This window comes from Bacillus massiliglaciei (assembly GCF_900098925.1).
GTDB classification, from domain to species: domain Bacteria; phylum Bacillota; class Bacilli; order Bacillales; family DSM-1321; genus Peribacillus; species Peribacillus massiliglaciei.
Genome location: NZ_LT622360.1, coordinates 704,426 through 721,904, shown reverse-complemented (window position 1 = coordinate 721,904; position 17,479 = coordinate 704,426). Strand labels below are relative to the sequence as shown.

The 17,479-nt window shown below is 41.6% G+C and carries 16 protein-coding genes; all 16 read right to left on the bottom strand.

Features of this window, described 5'->3' with window-relative positions; genetic code table 11:
* Nucleotides 1-78: 78 nt before the first annotated feature.
* Nucleotides 79-339, bottom strand: coding sequence for a stage V sporulation protein SpoVS (gene spoVS, locus BQ4305_RS20045; protein WP_029281188.1), 261 nt, complete (start codon nt 337-339; stop codon nt 79-81).
* 190 nt (nt 340-529) lie between these two features.
* Nucleotides 530-1,327 (bottom strand): TIGR00282 family metallophosphoesterase, encoded by a 798-nt coding sequence (locus tag BQ4305_RS20040; protein WP_110929488.1) that lies wholly within the window; start codon nt 1,325-1,327, stop codon nt 530-532.
* A gap of 173 nt (nt 1,328-1,500) precedes the next feature.
* Complete coding sequence (locus tag BQ4305_RS20035; protein WP_199880690.1) at nt 1,501-2,721, bottom strand: ISL3 family transposase; 1,221 nt, start codon at nt 2,719-2,721, stop codon at nt 1,501-1,503.
* 160 nt (nt 2,722-2,881) lie between these two features.
* Nucleotides 2,882-4,441, bottom strand: a complete 1,560-nt coding sequence (gene rny, locus BQ4305_RS20030) for a ribonuclease Y (RefSeq protein ID WP_110929487.1) — start codon at nt 4,439-4,441, stop codon at nt 2,882-2,884.
* Between the two features lie 346 nt (nt 4,442-4,787).
* On the bottom strand, nt 4,788-5,834 hold the full coding sequence (recA, locus tag BQ4305_RS20025) for a recombinase RecA (RefSeq protein WP_110929486.1): 1,047 nt from the start codon (nt 5,832-5,834) through the stop codon (nt 4,788-4,790).
* Nucleotides 5,835-6,153: 319 nt separating this feature from the next.
* Complete coding sequence (locus BQ4305_RS20020; RefSeq protein ID WP_110929485.1) at nt 6,154-7,401, bottom strand: competence/damage-inducible protein A; 1,248 nt, start codon at nt 7,399-7,401, stop codon at nt 6,154-6,156.
* 24 nt (nt 7,402-7,425) lie between these two features.
* Nucleotides 7,426-8,010, bottom strand: coding sequence for a CDP-diacylglycerol--glycerol-3-phosphate 3-phosphatidyltransferase (gene pgsA, locus BQ4305_RS20015; protein WP_110929484.1), 585 nt, complete (start codon nt 8,008-8,010; stop codon nt 7,426-7,428).
* A gap of 73 nt (nt 8,011-8,083) precedes the next feature.
* Nucleotides 8,084-9,001, bottom strand: a complete 918-nt coding sequence (locus BQ4305_RS20010) for a helix-turn-helix domain-containing protein (RefSeq protein ID WP_234397010.1) — start codon at nt 8,999-9,001, stop codon at nt 8,084-8,086.
* An 8-nt stretch (nt 9,002-9,009) separates the two neighbouring features.
* Entirely contained in the window at nt 9,010-9,801 is a 792-nt protein-coding gene (locus BQ4305_RS20005) for a YmfK family protein (RefSeq protein ID WP_110929482.1), read from the bottom strand.
* 181 nt (nt 9,802-9,982) lie between these two features.
* Nucleotides 9,983-10,240, bottom strand: a complete 258-nt coding sequence (locus tag BQ4305_RS20000; protein ID WP_110929481.1) for a DUF3243 domain-containing protein — start codon at nt 10,238-10,240, stop codon at nt 9,983-9,985.
* Nucleotides 10,241-10,317: 77 nt separating this feature from the next.
* Nucleotides 10,318-11,043 (bottom strand): elongation factor P 5-aminopentanone reductase, encoded by a 726-nt coding sequence (gene ymfI, locus BQ4305_RS19995; protein ID WP_110929480.1) that lies wholly within the window; start codon nt 11,041-11,043, stop codon nt 10,318-10,320.
* Between the two features lie 19 nt (nt 11,044-11,062).
* Nucleotides 11,063-12,352 (bottom strand): EF-P 5-aminopentanol modification-associated protein YfmH, encoded by a 1,290-nt coding sequence (yfmH, locus tag BQ4305_RS19990; protein WP_110929479.1) that lies wholly within the window; start codon nt 12,350-12,352, stop codon nt 11,063-11,065.
* The gene (gene yfmF / locus BQ4305_RS19985) at nt 12,352-13,629 is read right to left on the bottom strand and encodes an EF-P 5-aminopentanol modification-associated protein YfmF (protein ID WP_110929478.1); all 1,278 of its coding nucleotides are present in this window, start codon (nt 13,627-13,629) and stop codon (nt 12,352-12,354) included. Before yfmF ends, yfmH begins: the two co-directional genes overlap by 1 nt.
* Nucleotides 13,630-13,818: 189 nt before the next feature.
* Complete coding sequence (locus tag BQ4305_RS19980; RefSeq protein ID WP_110929477.1) at nt 13,819-14,778, bottom strand: ABC transporter permease; 960 nt, start codon at nt 14,776-14,778, stop codon at nt 13,819-13,821.
* Nucleotides 14,779-15,825: an ABC transporter permease gene (locus BQ4305_RS19975; protein ID WP_110929476.1), complete on the bottom strand. Its 1,047-nt coding sequence runs from the start codon at nt 15,823-15,825 to the stop codon at nt 14,779-14,781.
* The gene (locus tag BQ4305_RS19970) at nt 15,818-17,353 is read right to left on the bottom strand and encodes an ABC transporter ATP-binding protein (protein WP_110929475.1); all 1,536 of its coding nucleotides are present in this window, start codon (nt 17,351-17,353) and stop codon (nt 15,818-15,820) included. The genes BQ4305_RS19975 and BQ4305_RS19970 overlap by 8 nt, the downstream gene beginning before the upstream one ends.
* Between the last annotated feature and the right edge of the window lie 126 nt (nt 17,354-17,479).

Here is a 17,479-nt window from a genome sequence, read left to right as displayed (position 1 = left end):
TCTTTCCCCCTTCTTATTTAGATGAAATAATACGCCAAAAAATAACCTGTTTGCAAAAGCAAACAGGAATGTTGAACGCTACCTCGGTTCAATAATTAATTTTATCGCCGTTCTTTCTTCTCCATCAATTAAAATATCTGTAAAGGCAGGAATACAAATCAAATCGACTCCACTGGGTGCCACAAATCCTCTTGCTATCGCTACGGCCTTGACGGCTTGATTTAACGCCCCGGCTCCGATGGCCTGAATCTCAGCTGCGCCTCTTTCCCTGAGAACCCCTGCCAGAGCGCCTGCTACAGAATTAGGATTAGATTTTGCTGAAACCTTTAATATTTCCATCCCCTAGTCCTCCTTGTTTTCCCTTTCCGAGTAAAATAACAGTTCAAAGTATAACTCTTTTCTTTGCTACTATATTCTTACTTGATAATTCCTATGACAAATTTAAGGAATCAGGAAATATCAAGAGGATAGGGAAATGGATTCAGACCGTGAAAACCATTCATCTGAAAATAGCCTGCCAGGAAAAATATTAATGAAAAAACGGATGATCATCATTTATTAAAATCCGATCGATTTTTTTAGCCTTTCCTGTTTTATCGTCAATATCAATGATTACCCCGCTCAGAAGGGCCCTGCCCTCTTTAGGAACCTCGAACCTTACCGGAAGGCTTGTTAGGAAACGGTGAATCACCGCATGGCGATCCATGCCGAGAATGCCATCGTAAGGCCCTGTCATACCTACGTCTGAAATATAGGCTGTCCCTTTCGGCAAAACTCGATTATCGGCAGTCTGGACATGTGTATGGGTCCCTACTACAGCTGTAACCTTTCCATCCAGAAACCATCCCATCGCCTGCTTTTCACTTGTTGCTTCACCATGGAAATCGACAAAGATAATGGGAGTTCTCTTTAATGCTTCTTCTACCAGCTCTTCTGCCTTTTGAAACGGGCAATCCAATGGGGGCATGAAGGTTCTTGCCTGCAGGTTAATCACAGCCACTTCCAGCTTGTTCAGCTTCAGAAAGACAAGACCTGTCCCGGGAGTTCCTTCAGGAAAGTTCGCCGGACGGACTAAATATTTTGCATCCTCAATAAATTCAAAGATATCACGGTTATCCCATGTATGATTTCCCATGGTCACCGCCTGCGCTCCCTGCTCCAAGAAATCACGGTAAATCCTTTCCGTAATTCCTCGTCCTCCTGCGGCATTTTCACCATTTATGACCGTCAAATGGGGTTTATACTTTTCTTTAATCTTAGGCAAATATTCTTTTACCATATCTCTTCCGGGAGATCCTACTACATCTCCGATAAACAGCAATTTCATGTTAAAACCCTTTCTTCTGTTCAAGTTAGCCATTCCATCTGTATTGTATCATAAAACTGCTGTAAAACTCTGTTCCTTGCGATTTCAGAGTAAATAATCCTTCTTTCAATCATCTGGACTGTCTTTAAAAAAGGTTCTCCGTCAAATGTTGGGGTGGCGACTGATCGCCATCCCTAACCAATATGTATCCCAATTCCTTTAAACTGATGGGTTAATAATATTTTTGCCCGAAAACGGCTGAAATTCCTGAATCCATACGCATTTCGCTTAAGAACCTTCGTTGAATTGTTGATCCCTTCTAAAAAACCATTCGAATACCCATAAACAAAGCTGTTTAAGATTTCTGTCTGCCAATTTTGGAGCGTGGTAATGGCTTTCTCCATTTCAGGAATGCCAGAGTCCTGGACCCGTCGATAAAAGTCTCTCAGGCCCTGTTTGACCTTCCCTATATCTTCCGATCCAGATTCCTTCGCCTGAACAAACCAGCCACGATAGGTTTCCTTTAATTCGTACGCTTTTTTAAGCTCTTCCGACATATCCAAATAACGATGCAGATGCCATCTGTCTTCTTCTGTCAGGCGGTCGGAGGCCTTGTGAAAGACATGCTTCATACGTTTGCACTTCTTGCGGTCATACGGGTGAAACTCTTTCTGTACCCTTCTCCGGACACCGTCCAGCGCCCAATAGACATACCGGCAGAAATGAAAGCGATCGGCCACAATCACAGGGCGGCCTAAGGCACTTTGAACCGCCGATTTAAAAGAATGGCTCATGTCCATGATCACCACCTGAACCTGGTCCCCATACTTTTGAAGATAGTGTTTAATCGTATTCTTATAGCGATTAGGCAGGATATCTAAGGGCTTTTTGGTGATTCCATCGGCAATGATGAGCTGGTATTTTCCTTCTCGTGTATCTCCTTTATACTCATCAATGGCAATCACAGAAGGCAGCTTTTCCACAGAACGTATTTCACTCCGAGCCAAACGGTCAAACCGGCGGACAATAGTAGAAGACGAAGAACCGTAGGTTTCCCCCGTTTCTTTAAAGGTCTTTCCTTTAATCGCCCGTATGCCCACGGCCTGATTCCATTCAATAGATGTACGCTGGTAACGCTGTACGAACGGGTTTTGTTCCGAAAAACGCTTCCCGCATGCACAGACATACCGTCTGCGTTTGTAGAATAAATCCGTCTTCCTCTCAAACCACTTTAAGTGCTTAACCTTTTGGATCCGGTAGTCGTGAACACGGGAGGTGGGAGCTCCGCAGTCAGGGCACTGCTGGAGGCTGCGTTCCATCTCCACATATACCCTCATCGTTTCCTCCACCTGCTCTACTTTTAAAATGGTAACCCCTTTTAAACCGGGAATATTCATGGTAAAATTCATGTGCACGCAACTCCATTCTCTACTTGTTTCTAGGCAACTCAAGTATAAAAGAATTGGATGTTTGCGTGCATTTTTTATGCAAACAATTGTATGGATACCCCAACAAATAGTATAGAGCCTTAAAAAAGCCATAAGAAAAACGGAGTGGCAATCCACTCCGTTTTCGTTATTTAGCATATTCGACAGCGCGTGTTTCTCTAATAACTGTTACTTTAATATGCCCTGGATAATCGAGTTCTTCTTCAATTCGTTTTCTGATATCCCTGGCCAGGCGATGTGCAGATAAATCATCAACCTGTTCAGGTTTAACGATAATTCTTACTTCCCGTCCTGCCTGTATCGCGAAGGACTTATCCACTCCATCATAAGATTCGGATATTTCCTCCAGCTTCTCCAGACGTCTGATATAGTTTTCAAGTGTTTCACTTCTGGCACCCGGCCTTGCTGCTGAAAGTGCATCAGCTGCGGCAACCAGGACGGCTATTGTCGAAGTAGGCTCAGTGTCCCCATGATGGGAGGCAATACTGTTAATAACTACTGGATGTTCTTTATACTTCGTAGCTAATTCCACTCCGATTTCTACATGACTGCCTTCAACCTCATGGTCAATGGCTTTTCCAATATCATGCAGCAAGCCAGCCCGACGGGCAAGCACTTCATCCTCACCAAGTTCAGCTGCAAGCAATCCGGCAAGCTGAGCTACTTCTATCGAGTGTTTCAACACGTTCTGACCATAGCTGGTACGGAATTTCAAACGGCCTAAGATTTTGATAAGATCGGGGTGAAGCCCATGAACACCAACTTCAAAAGTCGTCTGTTCACCAATTTCACGAATATGCTCGTCGACTTCCCGCCTAGACTTATCAACCATTTCCTCAATACGAGCCGGATGGATTCTTCCGTCCTGGACAAGTTTTTCAAGGGCCAGCCTTGCTGTTTCACGCCTTATAGGATCGAATCCAGAAAGAATTACCGCTTCCGGGGTATCATCAATAATTAAATCGATACCAGTAAGCGTTTCTAGTGTCCGGATATTCCGTCCCTCACGTCCAATAATCCGACCCTTCATTTCATCGTTCGGAAGATTGACTACAGATACCGTTGTTTCTGCCACATGGTCAGCTGCACATCTTTGGATGGCAAGAGATAGAACTTCTTTAGCTTTCTTATCAGCTTCTTCTTTAGCTCGCAATTCACTTTCTTTAATCATAAGAGCCACATCGTGAGCAAGCTCATTTTCCATTCGGTCAATGATGATTGATCTTGCATCTTCACGAGTTAAACCAGAAACTCTTTCAAGTTCTGTCTGCTGCTTACGAACCATCTCGTCCACTTTGCTTTCCATCTCTTCAATATGCTGTTGTCTTTGGTTTAGAGAATCATCTTTCTTCTCCAAAAGGGTTTCCCGTTTATCTAACGTTTCATCCTTGCGGTCAAGATTCTCTTCTTTTTGCAATAACCGATTCTCTTGTTTTTGTAATTCGTTCCGGCGTTCCCGGACTTCCCGTTCAGCTTCGGTACGAATTTTATGAATTTCATCTTTTGCTTCCAATAGGGCTTCCTTTTTTAAGGCCTCTGCACCCCTCTTAGCATCTTCAATGATCTGTTCTGCAGAACCTTTTGCCCCTGCTATTTTGTTTTCAAACATAGATTTGTGTACAAAATAGCCAACAACTGCACCGACGAATAGGCCAAGCAAAGTGAAGATGATTGTCATGAGTTCCATCTTGTCACCTCCCCTTGCTATGAACTTTTTACATCATTAATGTTGAACTGTCGGCAAGTACATTGTACATTTTCAAATATACACTACACTTGGTTTTTAATTTCAGTTTGAAAAAATGTAAAATATACAAGTTAATTGTATAGTTGAGAAATTTTATTGTCAAGGGGTTGACCTTGCTCTTATTGAATATTCAGAGTTCATTTTGAATTTTTGGTTCTCCGAAGAACAAAAAGTGCTTTTAACCATTCCGTTTCCCCGATATAACGACCTTTGTTTCAAACGAACCGGACGATGTAAAACAAGCCTCAGCAAATACATTGCCAAGGCTTGTTTTAGTCAGCTATTATTAATCCAAAAGTTCGAATTGTTCCTTTTCGCTGTCATCCTCTTCCGAAGCAATATGTTCTCCATCCAGGTTATAATGATTCCTGATCTTTTGAGAGATTTCTTTAGCCAGCTCTTTGTTTTCCTTTAAAAAGAGCTTCGCATTTTCTCTTCCCTGGCCAAGACGCTCATCATTATAAGAATACCAAGAACCGCTCTTTTGAACGATATCCAAATCAGAACCCATGTCAATAATTTCCCCTTCACGGGAAATGCCTTCACCATACATAATATCCACTTCAGCTTGTCTGAAAGGAGGAGCTACCTTATTTTTCACAACTTTAATCTTTGTTTTATTACCCACTACTTCATTTCCCTGTTTCAACTGTTCAGCGCGCCTTACTTCCAGACGAACTGTAGAATAGAATTTCAGGGCACGGCCTCCAGGGGTAGTTTCTGGATTACCGAACATGACACCGATTTTTTCACGAATCTGATTAATGAAAATAGCAATCGTATTCGATTTATTGATTGCACCGGATAATTTACGCAGCGCTTGAGACATCATTCTTGCCTGAAGGCCGACATGAGAATCGCCCATTTCTCCTTCAATTTCTGCTTTAGGCACTAAAGCCGCTACAGAGTCAATAATTAAAATATCTACAGCTCCGCTTCGAACTAATGCTTCTGCAATCTCCAGAGCCTGCTCTCCAGTGTCCGGCTGTGAAAGAAGAAGCTCATCAATGTTCACTCCAAGTTTTTGAGCATAAACAGGGTCCAACGCATGCTCAGCGTCAATGAAAGCAGCTGTTCCGCCAGCCGCTTGTACCTCAGCAATAGCATGAAGCGTAACAGTTGTTTTACCAGAGCTCTCAGGACCATATACCTCAATTACCCTTCCGCGCGGATAGCCTCCCACTCCAAGTGCAACATCCAAGGCCAAGGAACCGCTTGAAACAGTTGAAACCCTGCGGTCGGTCTGTTCTCCCAATTTCATAATAGAACCTTTACCAAACTGCTTTTCAATTTGTTTTAATGCCATATCTAACGCCGCTTGACGATCGCTCACTTATTTTCCTCCTCTATATGGAATAATCGAATCTCGATTAATTTTCTCTATTAACTGCCAGTATGAAAACTGTCATCTGTGTTATAACCTATCCCTACTATATACTTTTTTTCATCGTTTGCCAAGCAAAAAGTCGAACATTTATTCGTTTATTTTTCAATAGAACTTACTCTTATTTTTCCGTTTTACCCGCTCACAAAACCGATTTTCTCCCTCAGTCACTGAAGAAAATCAAGTTTTCATCTCCGCAAAAATAAAAAGCCAGGCAGTTTAGGGCTCTATTTCTCTCCCTGTACTCTGCCTGGGTTTCTGTTCTTATTTAATTTTGATCCTCTTGAAGGTTTTTCAGCAAATAATGACAGCCATATTTAACAGACCGTTTTCTATTTTGGTTCCTGCTCCCTGAAAGGTTAAGCTGTTCTGTCTGCTGCCTTCCGTCACGATAAACGATGCCGATATAAACAGTTCCGACCGGCTTTCCTTCCTGCTGGTCCGGACCCGCAACCCCGGTAAAGCTGATGCCTATGTCTGCATTAAGCTTTCGTCGTACATTGACAGCCATTTCTACGGCACATTCCTTACTGACCACCCCATATTGGGCAATCGTCTCTTCACTGATTTCCAGCAGCTTAGCCTTCGTTTCATTCGTATAACTGACAATGCCGCCTTTAAAAATTTTTCCCGCTCCCGGCAGAGATGTCAATTCTTCCTGAAACATCCCTCCTGTCAGGCTTTCCGCAGCAGCAACAGTCAGCTTTCTTGCTGTCAGTTCTTTTACCAGCTCTTTTACCAAGGAAGTCTGCTCATTGCCGTAATGGTATTCTCCTACACGTTTAAGAATCTTCTGCTCTGCTTCATTGATGAGTTCCATGCATTTTTCTCTTGAAACGTCTTTAGCTGTAATACGCAGGGTTACTTCTCCATCCGCAGCCAAAGGTGCAATAGTCGGATTCGTCTGATTTACAAGTAAATCTTCAATTTCCGTTTCAAGCAGCGATTCACCTATTCCGAAGAACCGCAGGACTTTAGACTCAATGCGATCGTGATTCTCGAGCCTATCGTACAGCGCTTCAAAGCCATACGACAAAAACATCGGCTTCATTTCACTGGGCGGTCCCGGGAGGAGCATATATGTAATCTCCGACTTTGTAAGCACCATGCCGGGAGCCATGCCATGATCATTGGGAAGAACATCGCTTCCCTCAAGGACAAGTGCCTGTTTTTTGTTGTTTTCTGTCATTTTGCGTCCGGTCTTTTCAAAATAAGCCACAATAGACGTTAAAGCATCTTGGTTATAAAGTAACTTTTTGCCGAGGTGGCCAGAAATCGTTTCTTTTGTTAAATCGTCTTTCGTTGGACCTAAACCTCCGGTGAATACAATTAGGTTGGCTCTTGATTCTGCAATTTCAATGGCCTTTTTCAGCCTGTCTGGATTATCGCCCACGACAGTGTGATAAAAAACATTAACACCCATTTCCGCAAATTGACGGGAAAGGAATTGACCGTTTGTATTAACAATCTGACCAAGCAAAAGCTCGGAGCCAACCGCAATAATCTCTGCATCCATATATACTCCCCCAAACTGACTGATTTACTTTGAGTTTACAAACGCCGTTTTATTTTTCATAAAATAATCCATTCCGGACCAAACCGTAAAAATCAAGGCGATCCAAAGAGCAATTAACGCAAACGGGAAATGTATGCCTTCAAACGGCAGATTATGCAGCAGCATTGCGGAAATCGCAATAATCTGGGCCCAGGTCTTAATTTTTCCAAGCTGATTAGCCGCAACAACTTCTCCTTCACCCGCCAATACAAGCCTTAAACCAGTGACAGCAAATTCTCTGCTGATGATCACAATTGCAATCCAGGAAAGGTTATAAATCAAGTCCAAATCAACCAGTACAATCAAAGCAGCAGATACTAAAAGCTTATCGGCTAACGGATCCAGAAACTTACCGAGGTTTGTGACAAGGTCATACTTCCTCGCATAATATCCGTCTATCCAATCCGTAGTGGAAGCAATGATAAAGATAAGCGCTCCAATCAGATGGGTGACAGGCAAGGTCACTCCCCAAACAGTGACTTCTCCCCATGAAAAAGGATAGAGCATGATAATCAGAAAAACAGGAATTAAAAAAATTCTAGAAATGGTTATTTTATTAGGCAAATTCAAAACTACTACCTCCAGCATTCACGCTTTATTTTATTATTTTAATGATAAGAGAAAAAAGCCATCAAACAGATGACTATTCCTCCTTTTTAAACTGTATCGTCACGGTTTGAGTCGTAACTTCTGTAGGTGAGATTGAGAATTTCAGCTTCTCATCATTAACAAAAATTTCAGCGTCCGGGGCATTTCCTATTTTAATAACCGCTTCTGATTCATCAGAAAAATCAAGCTCTTCGCTTTGGTCTTTATTTAGGGTGCCTTGGAAAACCAGTTTTCCCTCTCCGTTACTTACTCCGACCCATGTTGCACCAGTGGATGAAACCTTTAAATTGAATTTTTCTGCATTTTTCAGTTCATATATGCTGGTTTTCCCTGACGAACTGACAGCAGAAAGCTCTGAAGAAGAATCAGTCTCATCTTGCTTAGAAGAGTCTTCTTCCTCTTTTTTATTTTCACTTTCTTTTTCTTCTTTATCTTGGTCTTCTGTCTCAGTATTATTCGCTTTTTCTTTATCAAACTGATCATTTTCATTAAAGCCGACTTCTCCGCTGGAATTTTCGGTAGAAGGCTTTTCTTCACTTTGGTTCCCCATAAAATTAGAAACTAATACCCAAACCAGCACAACGGCTCCGACAGCTACAGCTCCGACCAAAATCTTAGGAAGCAAATCTGTGACCTTTGAACGGTCTGGACCAATTGCGTTTCGGGAGTTTACTCTTGAAAGCTGTTCTGGTATTTCTTCCGTATATACAGAAGGGACTTCACTCTTATATTCTTCGAAAATCTCATCCGGCTCAAGGCCGACAGCTTCACAATATTGCTTTATAAACGCACGTACATAAAACTTGCCCGGCATCATGCTGTAGTTTCCTTCCTCAATCCCTACCAGATACCGTTTTTGAATTTTTGTGGCTTCCTGCAGATCCTCTAAAGACAGCCCTTTAGATTCTCTTGTTTCTTTCAGCCGGTTTCCTAATTCCGTCAAATCAAACACCTGCCAATTTAAAAATCAAATGATCCAAAATCCGATCCGGAAAATTGTTCATTTTGGTTTACTGCTTCATATGTAATTTCTTCGTCCGGATTATTTCGCAATTCAATAATATAGTCGAAGTCTTCAAGCCTGTACTCTGTATTTTCTACAAAAACATCAGGATGTTCAATAACCTTCACTGCATCCATTCTCATAATTTCACGAACCAGCTGCCAATGGCGCTCATTCGCACGTTTGGTGGATACAATGCCATCAAGGATGAATAAATTATTATTATTGTACTCATCTTCAATAAGCTGACTGCGGATTGTCTGTTTCAATAAAGTAGATGATACAAACAGCCATCTTTTATTAGCACATACACTCGCTGCAACGATTGATTCCGTTTTTCCGACACGGGGCATTCCCCGAATGCCAATTAACTTATGGCCTTCCTGCTTAAATAATTCAGCCATAAAATCAACCAAAAGTCCCAGCTCGTCTCTGACAAAACGGAAAGTGTTTTTTTCATCAGCGCCTCTTTGAATGTATCTTCCATGTCTGACAGCCAGTCTGTCACGTAATTTAGGTTCCCTGAGTTTAATGATTTTAATTGTATCCATCGTGTGAAGGATCGATTCGAACCTTTCTATATTCCGACTGTCTTCAGTCAGTAACAGCAGGCCTCTCCTGCCTTCATCTACACCATTTATGGTTACAATATTTATCGACAGCATACCCAGCAATGAAGATACATCCCCCAATAGGCCAGGTCGATTCTTCTGGATTTCATATTCAAAATACCACTCTTTTTTTTCCACGAGAACACTCCTTTAAAACGGAAGCCTGTTCAAATTCTTTAATAATCATTGCCTAGCTTCTATAATATAGCATTTAAGGTAAAGTTAAAAGGAAAAACCCTAATACTTCTATATTTTCTTACAACAGGCCTATATATATAAAAAGAAAGAACCCTGCCGGATTGCGGCAGAGTTCTTTCCTTTACTTTGTACCGTTATTTTCTACTAACTTAACCATGACACTTGCAATTGCATGTTTTTCCTGATCGCTTGCCACTGACCATAAATCTGCCATGATACGTTCTTGCTCATTTTGCGGTTCTACTTGGTTCGCAAGGTAATCACCGATTTCAAATGCCAAATTACTGATAGCAGAACCATCCAGTCCTTGTGATTCTCCCTGGTGCAGTCTGTCGCCTAAAAAGTTTTTCCATTGATCCCAATTGTCTAAAACTGACATAAAAGATCATCCTTTCCTTCAAAATGGTACATTGATATTTTGTGGAGAGATGATCTTTTTTATTCATTTTTTTAAAATTAAGTGTACCAGCCTCCATTGACACCTAATACCTGCCCTGTAATGTAAGAAGCTTTGTCGGAAAGAAGAAAGGAAACGGCTTCTGCCACTTCTTTGCCATTGCCCATTCGCCCCATTGGTATATCTCCTTTAATAAGTTCCAGTTCATCTGCACTGAAATTTTCAAGCATTGAAGTAGAAATGGCTCCCGGAGCTACTGCATTCACTCTTATCCCTGATAGAGATACCTCTTTGCTGAGTGCCTTTATGAAAGCATTTTGACCGCCTTTCACCATGGAATAGAGCACTTCACAGGAAGCACCCGTCTGCCCCCAGATGGAGGTCACCGCTACAATGGATGCATCTTCTTGGTACATTAGTTTAGGCAGGAGCTCCTTAGTTAACTGAAAAGGACTGGTCACATGGAGCTGAATCATTTGATTAATGGTCTGATCATCCATATCTGTCACTAAACCGTAATAGCTATTCCCGCTGTTTAATACAATCGCATGCAGGGCAAAAATGTTGTTTATAAGCTGTTTATAGCCGTCCGGCGTACCTAAGTCAGCCTGAATCGGGATTAATTCGATTGGATAAGGCTGAAGCATCTCAAGAAGTTCGTTAAGCGCCCCTTCATTTTGGTTATAGTGCAGATAGAGCGAATAATTTTCTTCTGCTAATTTCAATGCAATTTCTTTTCCAATCCCCCCGCTTGCTCCTGTAATTAAAGCAAATCGTTTCCCCAATGATCTCTTCTCCTTTTGATTAATTTTTCGGAAGAACCTGACAGACTGTTATTGCTTCATCACGAATCAATTCACCTGCGGTTTCATGGATATCTTTTAAAGTCAATTTTTCAAGCTCCGGTACTACTTCAAATAAGTCCATGTCATTAAAAGCGTATCTTGTAAACTGATTGGCAATATATTCAGGCGAATTCATAGATCGAAGAAAAGAACCAATTTTTTTCTTAACGGTTCTTTCAAAGCCTTGTTGATCAAGCCCTTTGCCTGTTTTCGATTGATGAAGAATCTCATGCAGTTTTTCCATTAGCCTTTCTGGTTCTGGGCTGTCTCCTCCAATCAGCGCGAATCCAAATCCATGTTCCTGAGTATAGTCGAAAGAAAAGCTGGAATCGATCAGCCCGCTTCCATATAAGCTTTCATGCAGAGCTGAACTCCTGCCAAAAAGCATTTCCAAAAAAATATTGGCTGCAAGCTCTTTCTTCAAAAGCTCCCTGCCGCTTATATGAACATCAGCAGCTTTTATCCCTACCATTACTTTTGGCGTCTGTACCGACATTCTTAAAATATCGCTTTTCTTGGCTACTTGATTTGGTTCAGCCTCAAATTCCCTTTCAACCTCTGGCTGGTTTACAAAGTTCTTAGCAGCTTGATTAGCTCTGACCATATTCATAATTTCATTCGGATCTTCCGGACCAATAATGAACAGCATCATGTTGCTTGGATGATAAAACGTATTATAGCATTCATACAGCATATCTTTCGTAATATCAGCTATGGACTCCACCGTTCCGGCTATATCAATCTTTACTGGATGGTTTTTATACATATTGGCAATCGTGCCAAAATAAAGCCGCCATTCCGGATTATCATCATACATATTAATCTCCTGTCCAATGATCCCCTTCTCTTTTTCAACAGTCTTTTCAGAGAAATACGGCTCTTGGACAAAATCAATCAAGATTGCCAGATTCTTATGAAAATCCGTTGTGCTGGAAAAAAGATACGCCGTTCTTGTAAAAGAAGTGAACGCATTGGCAGAAGCACCCTGCCTGCTGAACTGCTGAAAGACATCGCCGTCTTCCTTTTCAAACAATTTATGCTCCAAAAAATGGGCAATTCCGTCCGGGACCTTGACAAGCTCCTGTCTATCTAGAGATTTAAAGTGATTATCCACGGATCCGTATTTTGTCGTAAAAGTGGCAAAGGATTTATTAAACCCTTTTTTCGGAAGAATATATACTTCAAGTCCATTCGGCATTTTTTCGTGGTAGAGTTCTTCCTGGAGCTGCTCAAATTTGATTGTTTCCATCAAACTGCCTCCTTTCCCGTTAAGAAATAGATGGTGTCCGGCTCTATTTTACGGGCAGCTTTGATAATTTCTTCTTTCGTAACCTCATCAGTCTTAGTCATCCACTCATCAAGTTCAACCGTCTTGCCTGAGATAACATTATGATAAAGAATTTCAACAAGCCCCCTGGACACATCAACAGTTTCCAGAATTTGATTTTTGATAACAGCCTTAGTCTGTTGAATCTCCTCTTCAGTAAATTCTCCCCTTTTCATGGCCTCCAATTGTTCGCGAATGATGTCCAGCGCCTGACCGTAATGGTCATTTTCTATTCCTGACATAACCATTAATAAACCCTTATGACTCTCAAGACGTGAGGAGGCATAATAAGCAAGACTCGCCTTTTCACGGACGTTCAGAAATAATTTCGAGTGAGAAAAACCGCCGAATAATCCATTAAAAACCTGAAGCGCATAGTAATCCGGATCGCCGTATATAACATTTGTACGGTAGCCAATATTCAGTTTTCCTTGTTTTACATCCGTTCTCTCGATAATTTCTTTTTCTTCCTTTACTTGATGTTCATTGTTTTTTTCAAAAGAAGCTTTACTTCTTTCCTCAAAAACAAAATATTTCTCTGCCAGTTCCTTAACTTCTTTGAGCTGGATATCACCGATTACATATAAATCCACCTTATCCTCTGAAAGAGCTTTATGATAGTAGTTAAAAAGCCCCTCAGGTGTTATATGTTCCAGATCCTCTATTCTCCCATTTGCATCAAGTGCGTAGCGTTCATCCTTGCACATTTCCTCAACCAGTCTAATAGCCGAGTACCGCATTTTATCATCAGAGATAGAATGTAATCGCTGCCTTAAAGCTCTCGCTTCATTCATAAACGATTCTTTTTGAAAAGCATTCCCTTCTAAATTCGGTTTAAAGATTACTTCAGACAGTAAAGCAAACGCCTTTTCCAATAATGGTGTCCGGTCGCTGAGGAATTCCTCATTGGCAATATCGATGGTAAAGGTAATAATCTGAAAATCTCCTTTTTTCGCTACATCCGCATAGAAATTTGCTCCATATAAATCATCAAGATAGGAGCGCAGCTCAGAGGTTGAAGGGTAATTTGCAGTGGAAGCCTGAAGCACATGGGGCAAAAGTGCCCGGTATGTAACGGTTTCCTCTTCTAAAGGCGCCATCATTTTCAGCACAAGAGTATTGGTTTTATATTTCGCGGTCTGAACGGTATGAAGATTATAACCGCTGTAAGCTGTAATATTTTCGGAAGCAATAGCCATTATTTTTCCTCCCTTTATTATGTATTCCTTGCTGTCCCTATTGTTTGTTTTACTTATCTCTTTTAAACATCTACTTAAAATATACATGCCAAAGGAAAAATCATGCAAGTTAGAGACACTTTTTAAAGTTTACATAATTTTATTATAATCTACAAAAAAAGCAGCCAAGTACAACGGCTGCTTAATTCTTCATCTTTTTCCTTTAATATAAGGGACGCCAGATGCCTTAGGAGCATCAGCACGTCCTATAAAGCCAGTCAGCGCAATAATAGTCAGAACATAAGGCGCAATCAGCAGATAAACGGAAGGAATATCCTCAAAGAACGGCAGGCTTGATCCGACAATACTCAGGCTTTGGGCCAGTCCAAAGAATAATGCGGCCCCCATGGCCCCGACAGGATGCCATTTACCGAATATCATGGCCGCAATCGCCATAAAACCCTGCCCGTTAATCGTAGCATGATTGAATTCATTGGAGAAAATCGTGGCGTAAATCGCTCCCCCTATTCCGCCAAATGCTCCTGACAGCAAAACAGCGGCATAGCGAATCCTTGAGACATTGACACCCATTGTATCAGCAGCCATAGGATGTTCTCCTACCGCGCGGAGCCTTAAACCAAATGGTGTTTTATAAAGTACATACCAGACTATAAAAGAAATCAATATACTAATATAGACAATATAATATCCATTAGAGAAAAAGATTTTCCCTAGAAATGGAATGTCACTTAATAAAGGTACATCGATTCTTGGAAAAGTTTCCGTAATCCGGTCAGTCTGGCCTTTATCAAAAATCAATTTCACCAAAAACATGGTCAGGCCGACCGCTAATAGATTAATCGCAACCCCGCTCACCGTCTGGTCCGCTCTGAAGGTAATTGTTGCGACTGCATGAAGGATTGAAAATACCAGACCTGCACCCATAGCTGCAAGGATGGCTACCCATGGAGTCCAGCTTCCCAAATCATCAGCAAACATTAAGTTAAACACGATACCAGTAAACGCGCCAATGACCATCAGCCCTTCCAAACCGATGTTGATCACGCCGGCCCGTTCAGAAAACACACCGCCAAGGGCAGTGAATATAAGCGGAGCGGCCAAAGCAATCATAGAAGGAACAATTATTTGCAGCACTTGGTAAAAATCCACTTATTTCACTCCTTTCTTTTTTAAGCGATCCGTAATAAACCGGATAAAATAACTAGCAGCCACAAAGAAAATAATTAAGGCAATCACAATATCTACGATTTCACTAGGAATTCCTGTTTCAAGCGGCATATTCAAGGCACCGGCCTTCAGACCGCCGAATAAGAGGGCTGCAAGGACAACTCCAATTGCTGTATTGGCTCCAAGGAGAGCCACCGCAATGCCGTCAAATCCCATTCCTGTGAATCCGCCTTTCACGGCAGCATATCCAAAAGTGCCCAGACCTTCCATAGAACCGGCAAGTCCGGCAAACGCCCCCGAAATAACCATGGACAGAATTATGTTTTTATTTACACTCATCCCGGCGTATTCTGATGCGTTTTGATTAAATCCTACTGCTTTCAGCTCAAAGCCAGTCTTTGTTTTCTCCAGAATGAACCACATAATAATTACACAAATAATAGCCACGATGATCCCCCAGTGCAGACGGGAAAAATCCGTAATGCTTTCAAAAAAAGGCGAACGCAGTGAAGCCGTATCTGCAATACGCTCAGTTTTATCCAGCTTATCTGTAATAACGTTTCTAATTAAATAATTGGTTACATACAAAGCCGTATAATTAAGCATGATGGAAACAATCACTTCATGCACCCTGAATCTCGCTTTCAGAAAACCTGGGATGAAAGCCCACAGCGCTCCGGCAGCAGCACCTGCTAAAATGGCTAACGGCAAATGGATGAATTTTGGAAGTTCAAAACTGATTCCCACCCAAACTGCGGCCAGCCAGCCGACTATAAGCTGTCCTTCTACGCCGATATTAAAAAGACCTGTTCTAAATGCAAAAGCAACGGCAAGTCCGGCTAAAATATATGGAACAATCGTCCGAATGGATTCCCCAATATAATAGGAATCGCCGACAATTCCGCTGACCATGGAGGCATAGCCTGCAATCGGGTCATAACCGCTGGCAAGCATAATAATTGCTCCGACTATCAAACCGAGTATAACTGCGATAACCGGGCTTATTAATTTTGATAAATATTTAGACATGCTTGTCTTCACCTGCTTTCGCTCGCTTACTGCCGGCCATCAAAAGACCAAGTTCTTGTTCAGAAGTTTCTTTCGGGCTGACGATAGAAACGATTTTCCCTTCATATATCACTGCAATCCGGTCGCTTATATTCATAATTTCATCCAATTCAAAGGAAATCAGCAAGACAGCTTTCCCCGCATCCCTTTGTTCAATCAGCCGCTTGTGGATGAATTCAATCGCACCTACATCAAGACCTCTTGTTGGCTGGGCAGCAATTAACAGATCTGGGTTCCTGTCTACTTCCCTGCCGATAATAGCCTTTTGCTGGTTCCCTCCTGAAAGAGCCCTGGCCGGAGTGTATTCGCTCGGCGTCCGGACATCATACCCTTTAATGAGGCTGCGGGCCTTTTCAAACATTTTCCTTGAATTCAAGATACCACTTTTTGAATAAGGCTTTTGATAGTAGGTTTGTAATAAAATATTTTCACCGATGCTATAATCCAGGACAAGTCCGTGTTTATGACGGTCTTCCGGAATATGGCCGACCCCTGATTCTGTAATTTTCCGAGGTTTAAGATTTCTAATTTCTTTTCCGTTAATTTTAATCGATCCGCCTGCAGCCTTTCGCAGTCCTGTCAAAGCTTCTATCAATTCAGACTGCCCATTTCCATCTACGCCGGCAATGCCGACAATTTCCCCTGCATGTACAGTAAGGTCGAGACCTCTGACCGCTTTCACGCCTCTTGCATCTGCAACTTCAAGATTATTCACTTCCAAAACTGCACCGGCTGGACTGGCTTCCTTTTTTTCCGTCTTGAACACCACTTCCCTGCCAACCATAAGGCTCGCCAATTCATTCGGGTTTGTGTTTTTGACATCAACCGTACCAATGCCCTGCCCTTTCCGTATCACTGTAACCCTGTCACACACTTCCATTATTTCCTTTAATTTGTGAGTAATCAGTATGATAGATTTTCCTTCTTTTATCAAAGCCTTCATGATGATAATTAATTCTTTGATTTCCTGAGGAGTTAATACGGCGGTCGGTTCATCAAATATTAAGATTTCCGCCCCGCGGTACAATGTTTTTATTATTTCGACACGTTGCTGCATCCCTATGGAAATATCGGCAATTTTCGCATCCGGGTCGACCTTAAGCTGATATTTTTCGGATAATTCCCTTACCTCATCACTCGCTTGTTTTAAATTAATTTTCCCTGCTTTAGCCGGTTCCTTGCCCAAGATAATGTTTTCCGTCACCGTAAAAGGATCAACGAGCATAAAATGCTGATGGACCATCCCTATTCCCAGTTCATTTGCAACATTTGGACTGGAAATGTTCACTGGCTTGCCATTTACTCGAATTTCTCCCTGTTCAGGCTGATAAAGACCAAAAAGAACGTTCATAAGAGTAGATTTCCCTGCACCATTTTCCCCCAGTAACGCATGTATCTCGCCTTTTTTTACCTGAAGCGTAACATTATCATTCGCAACAATTCCAGGAAATTCTTTTCGAATATTAAGCATCTCGATTACATAATCCACGTTATTATCAACTCCTAGAATGAGTGTATAGAAAGTAAACAATGACTTTGGCTTAAGAAAAACCAAATGGAAAACTATGAAACTTTCATTTTTTTTCATTTGGTTTTTCGCTTAATAAGAAAGAAC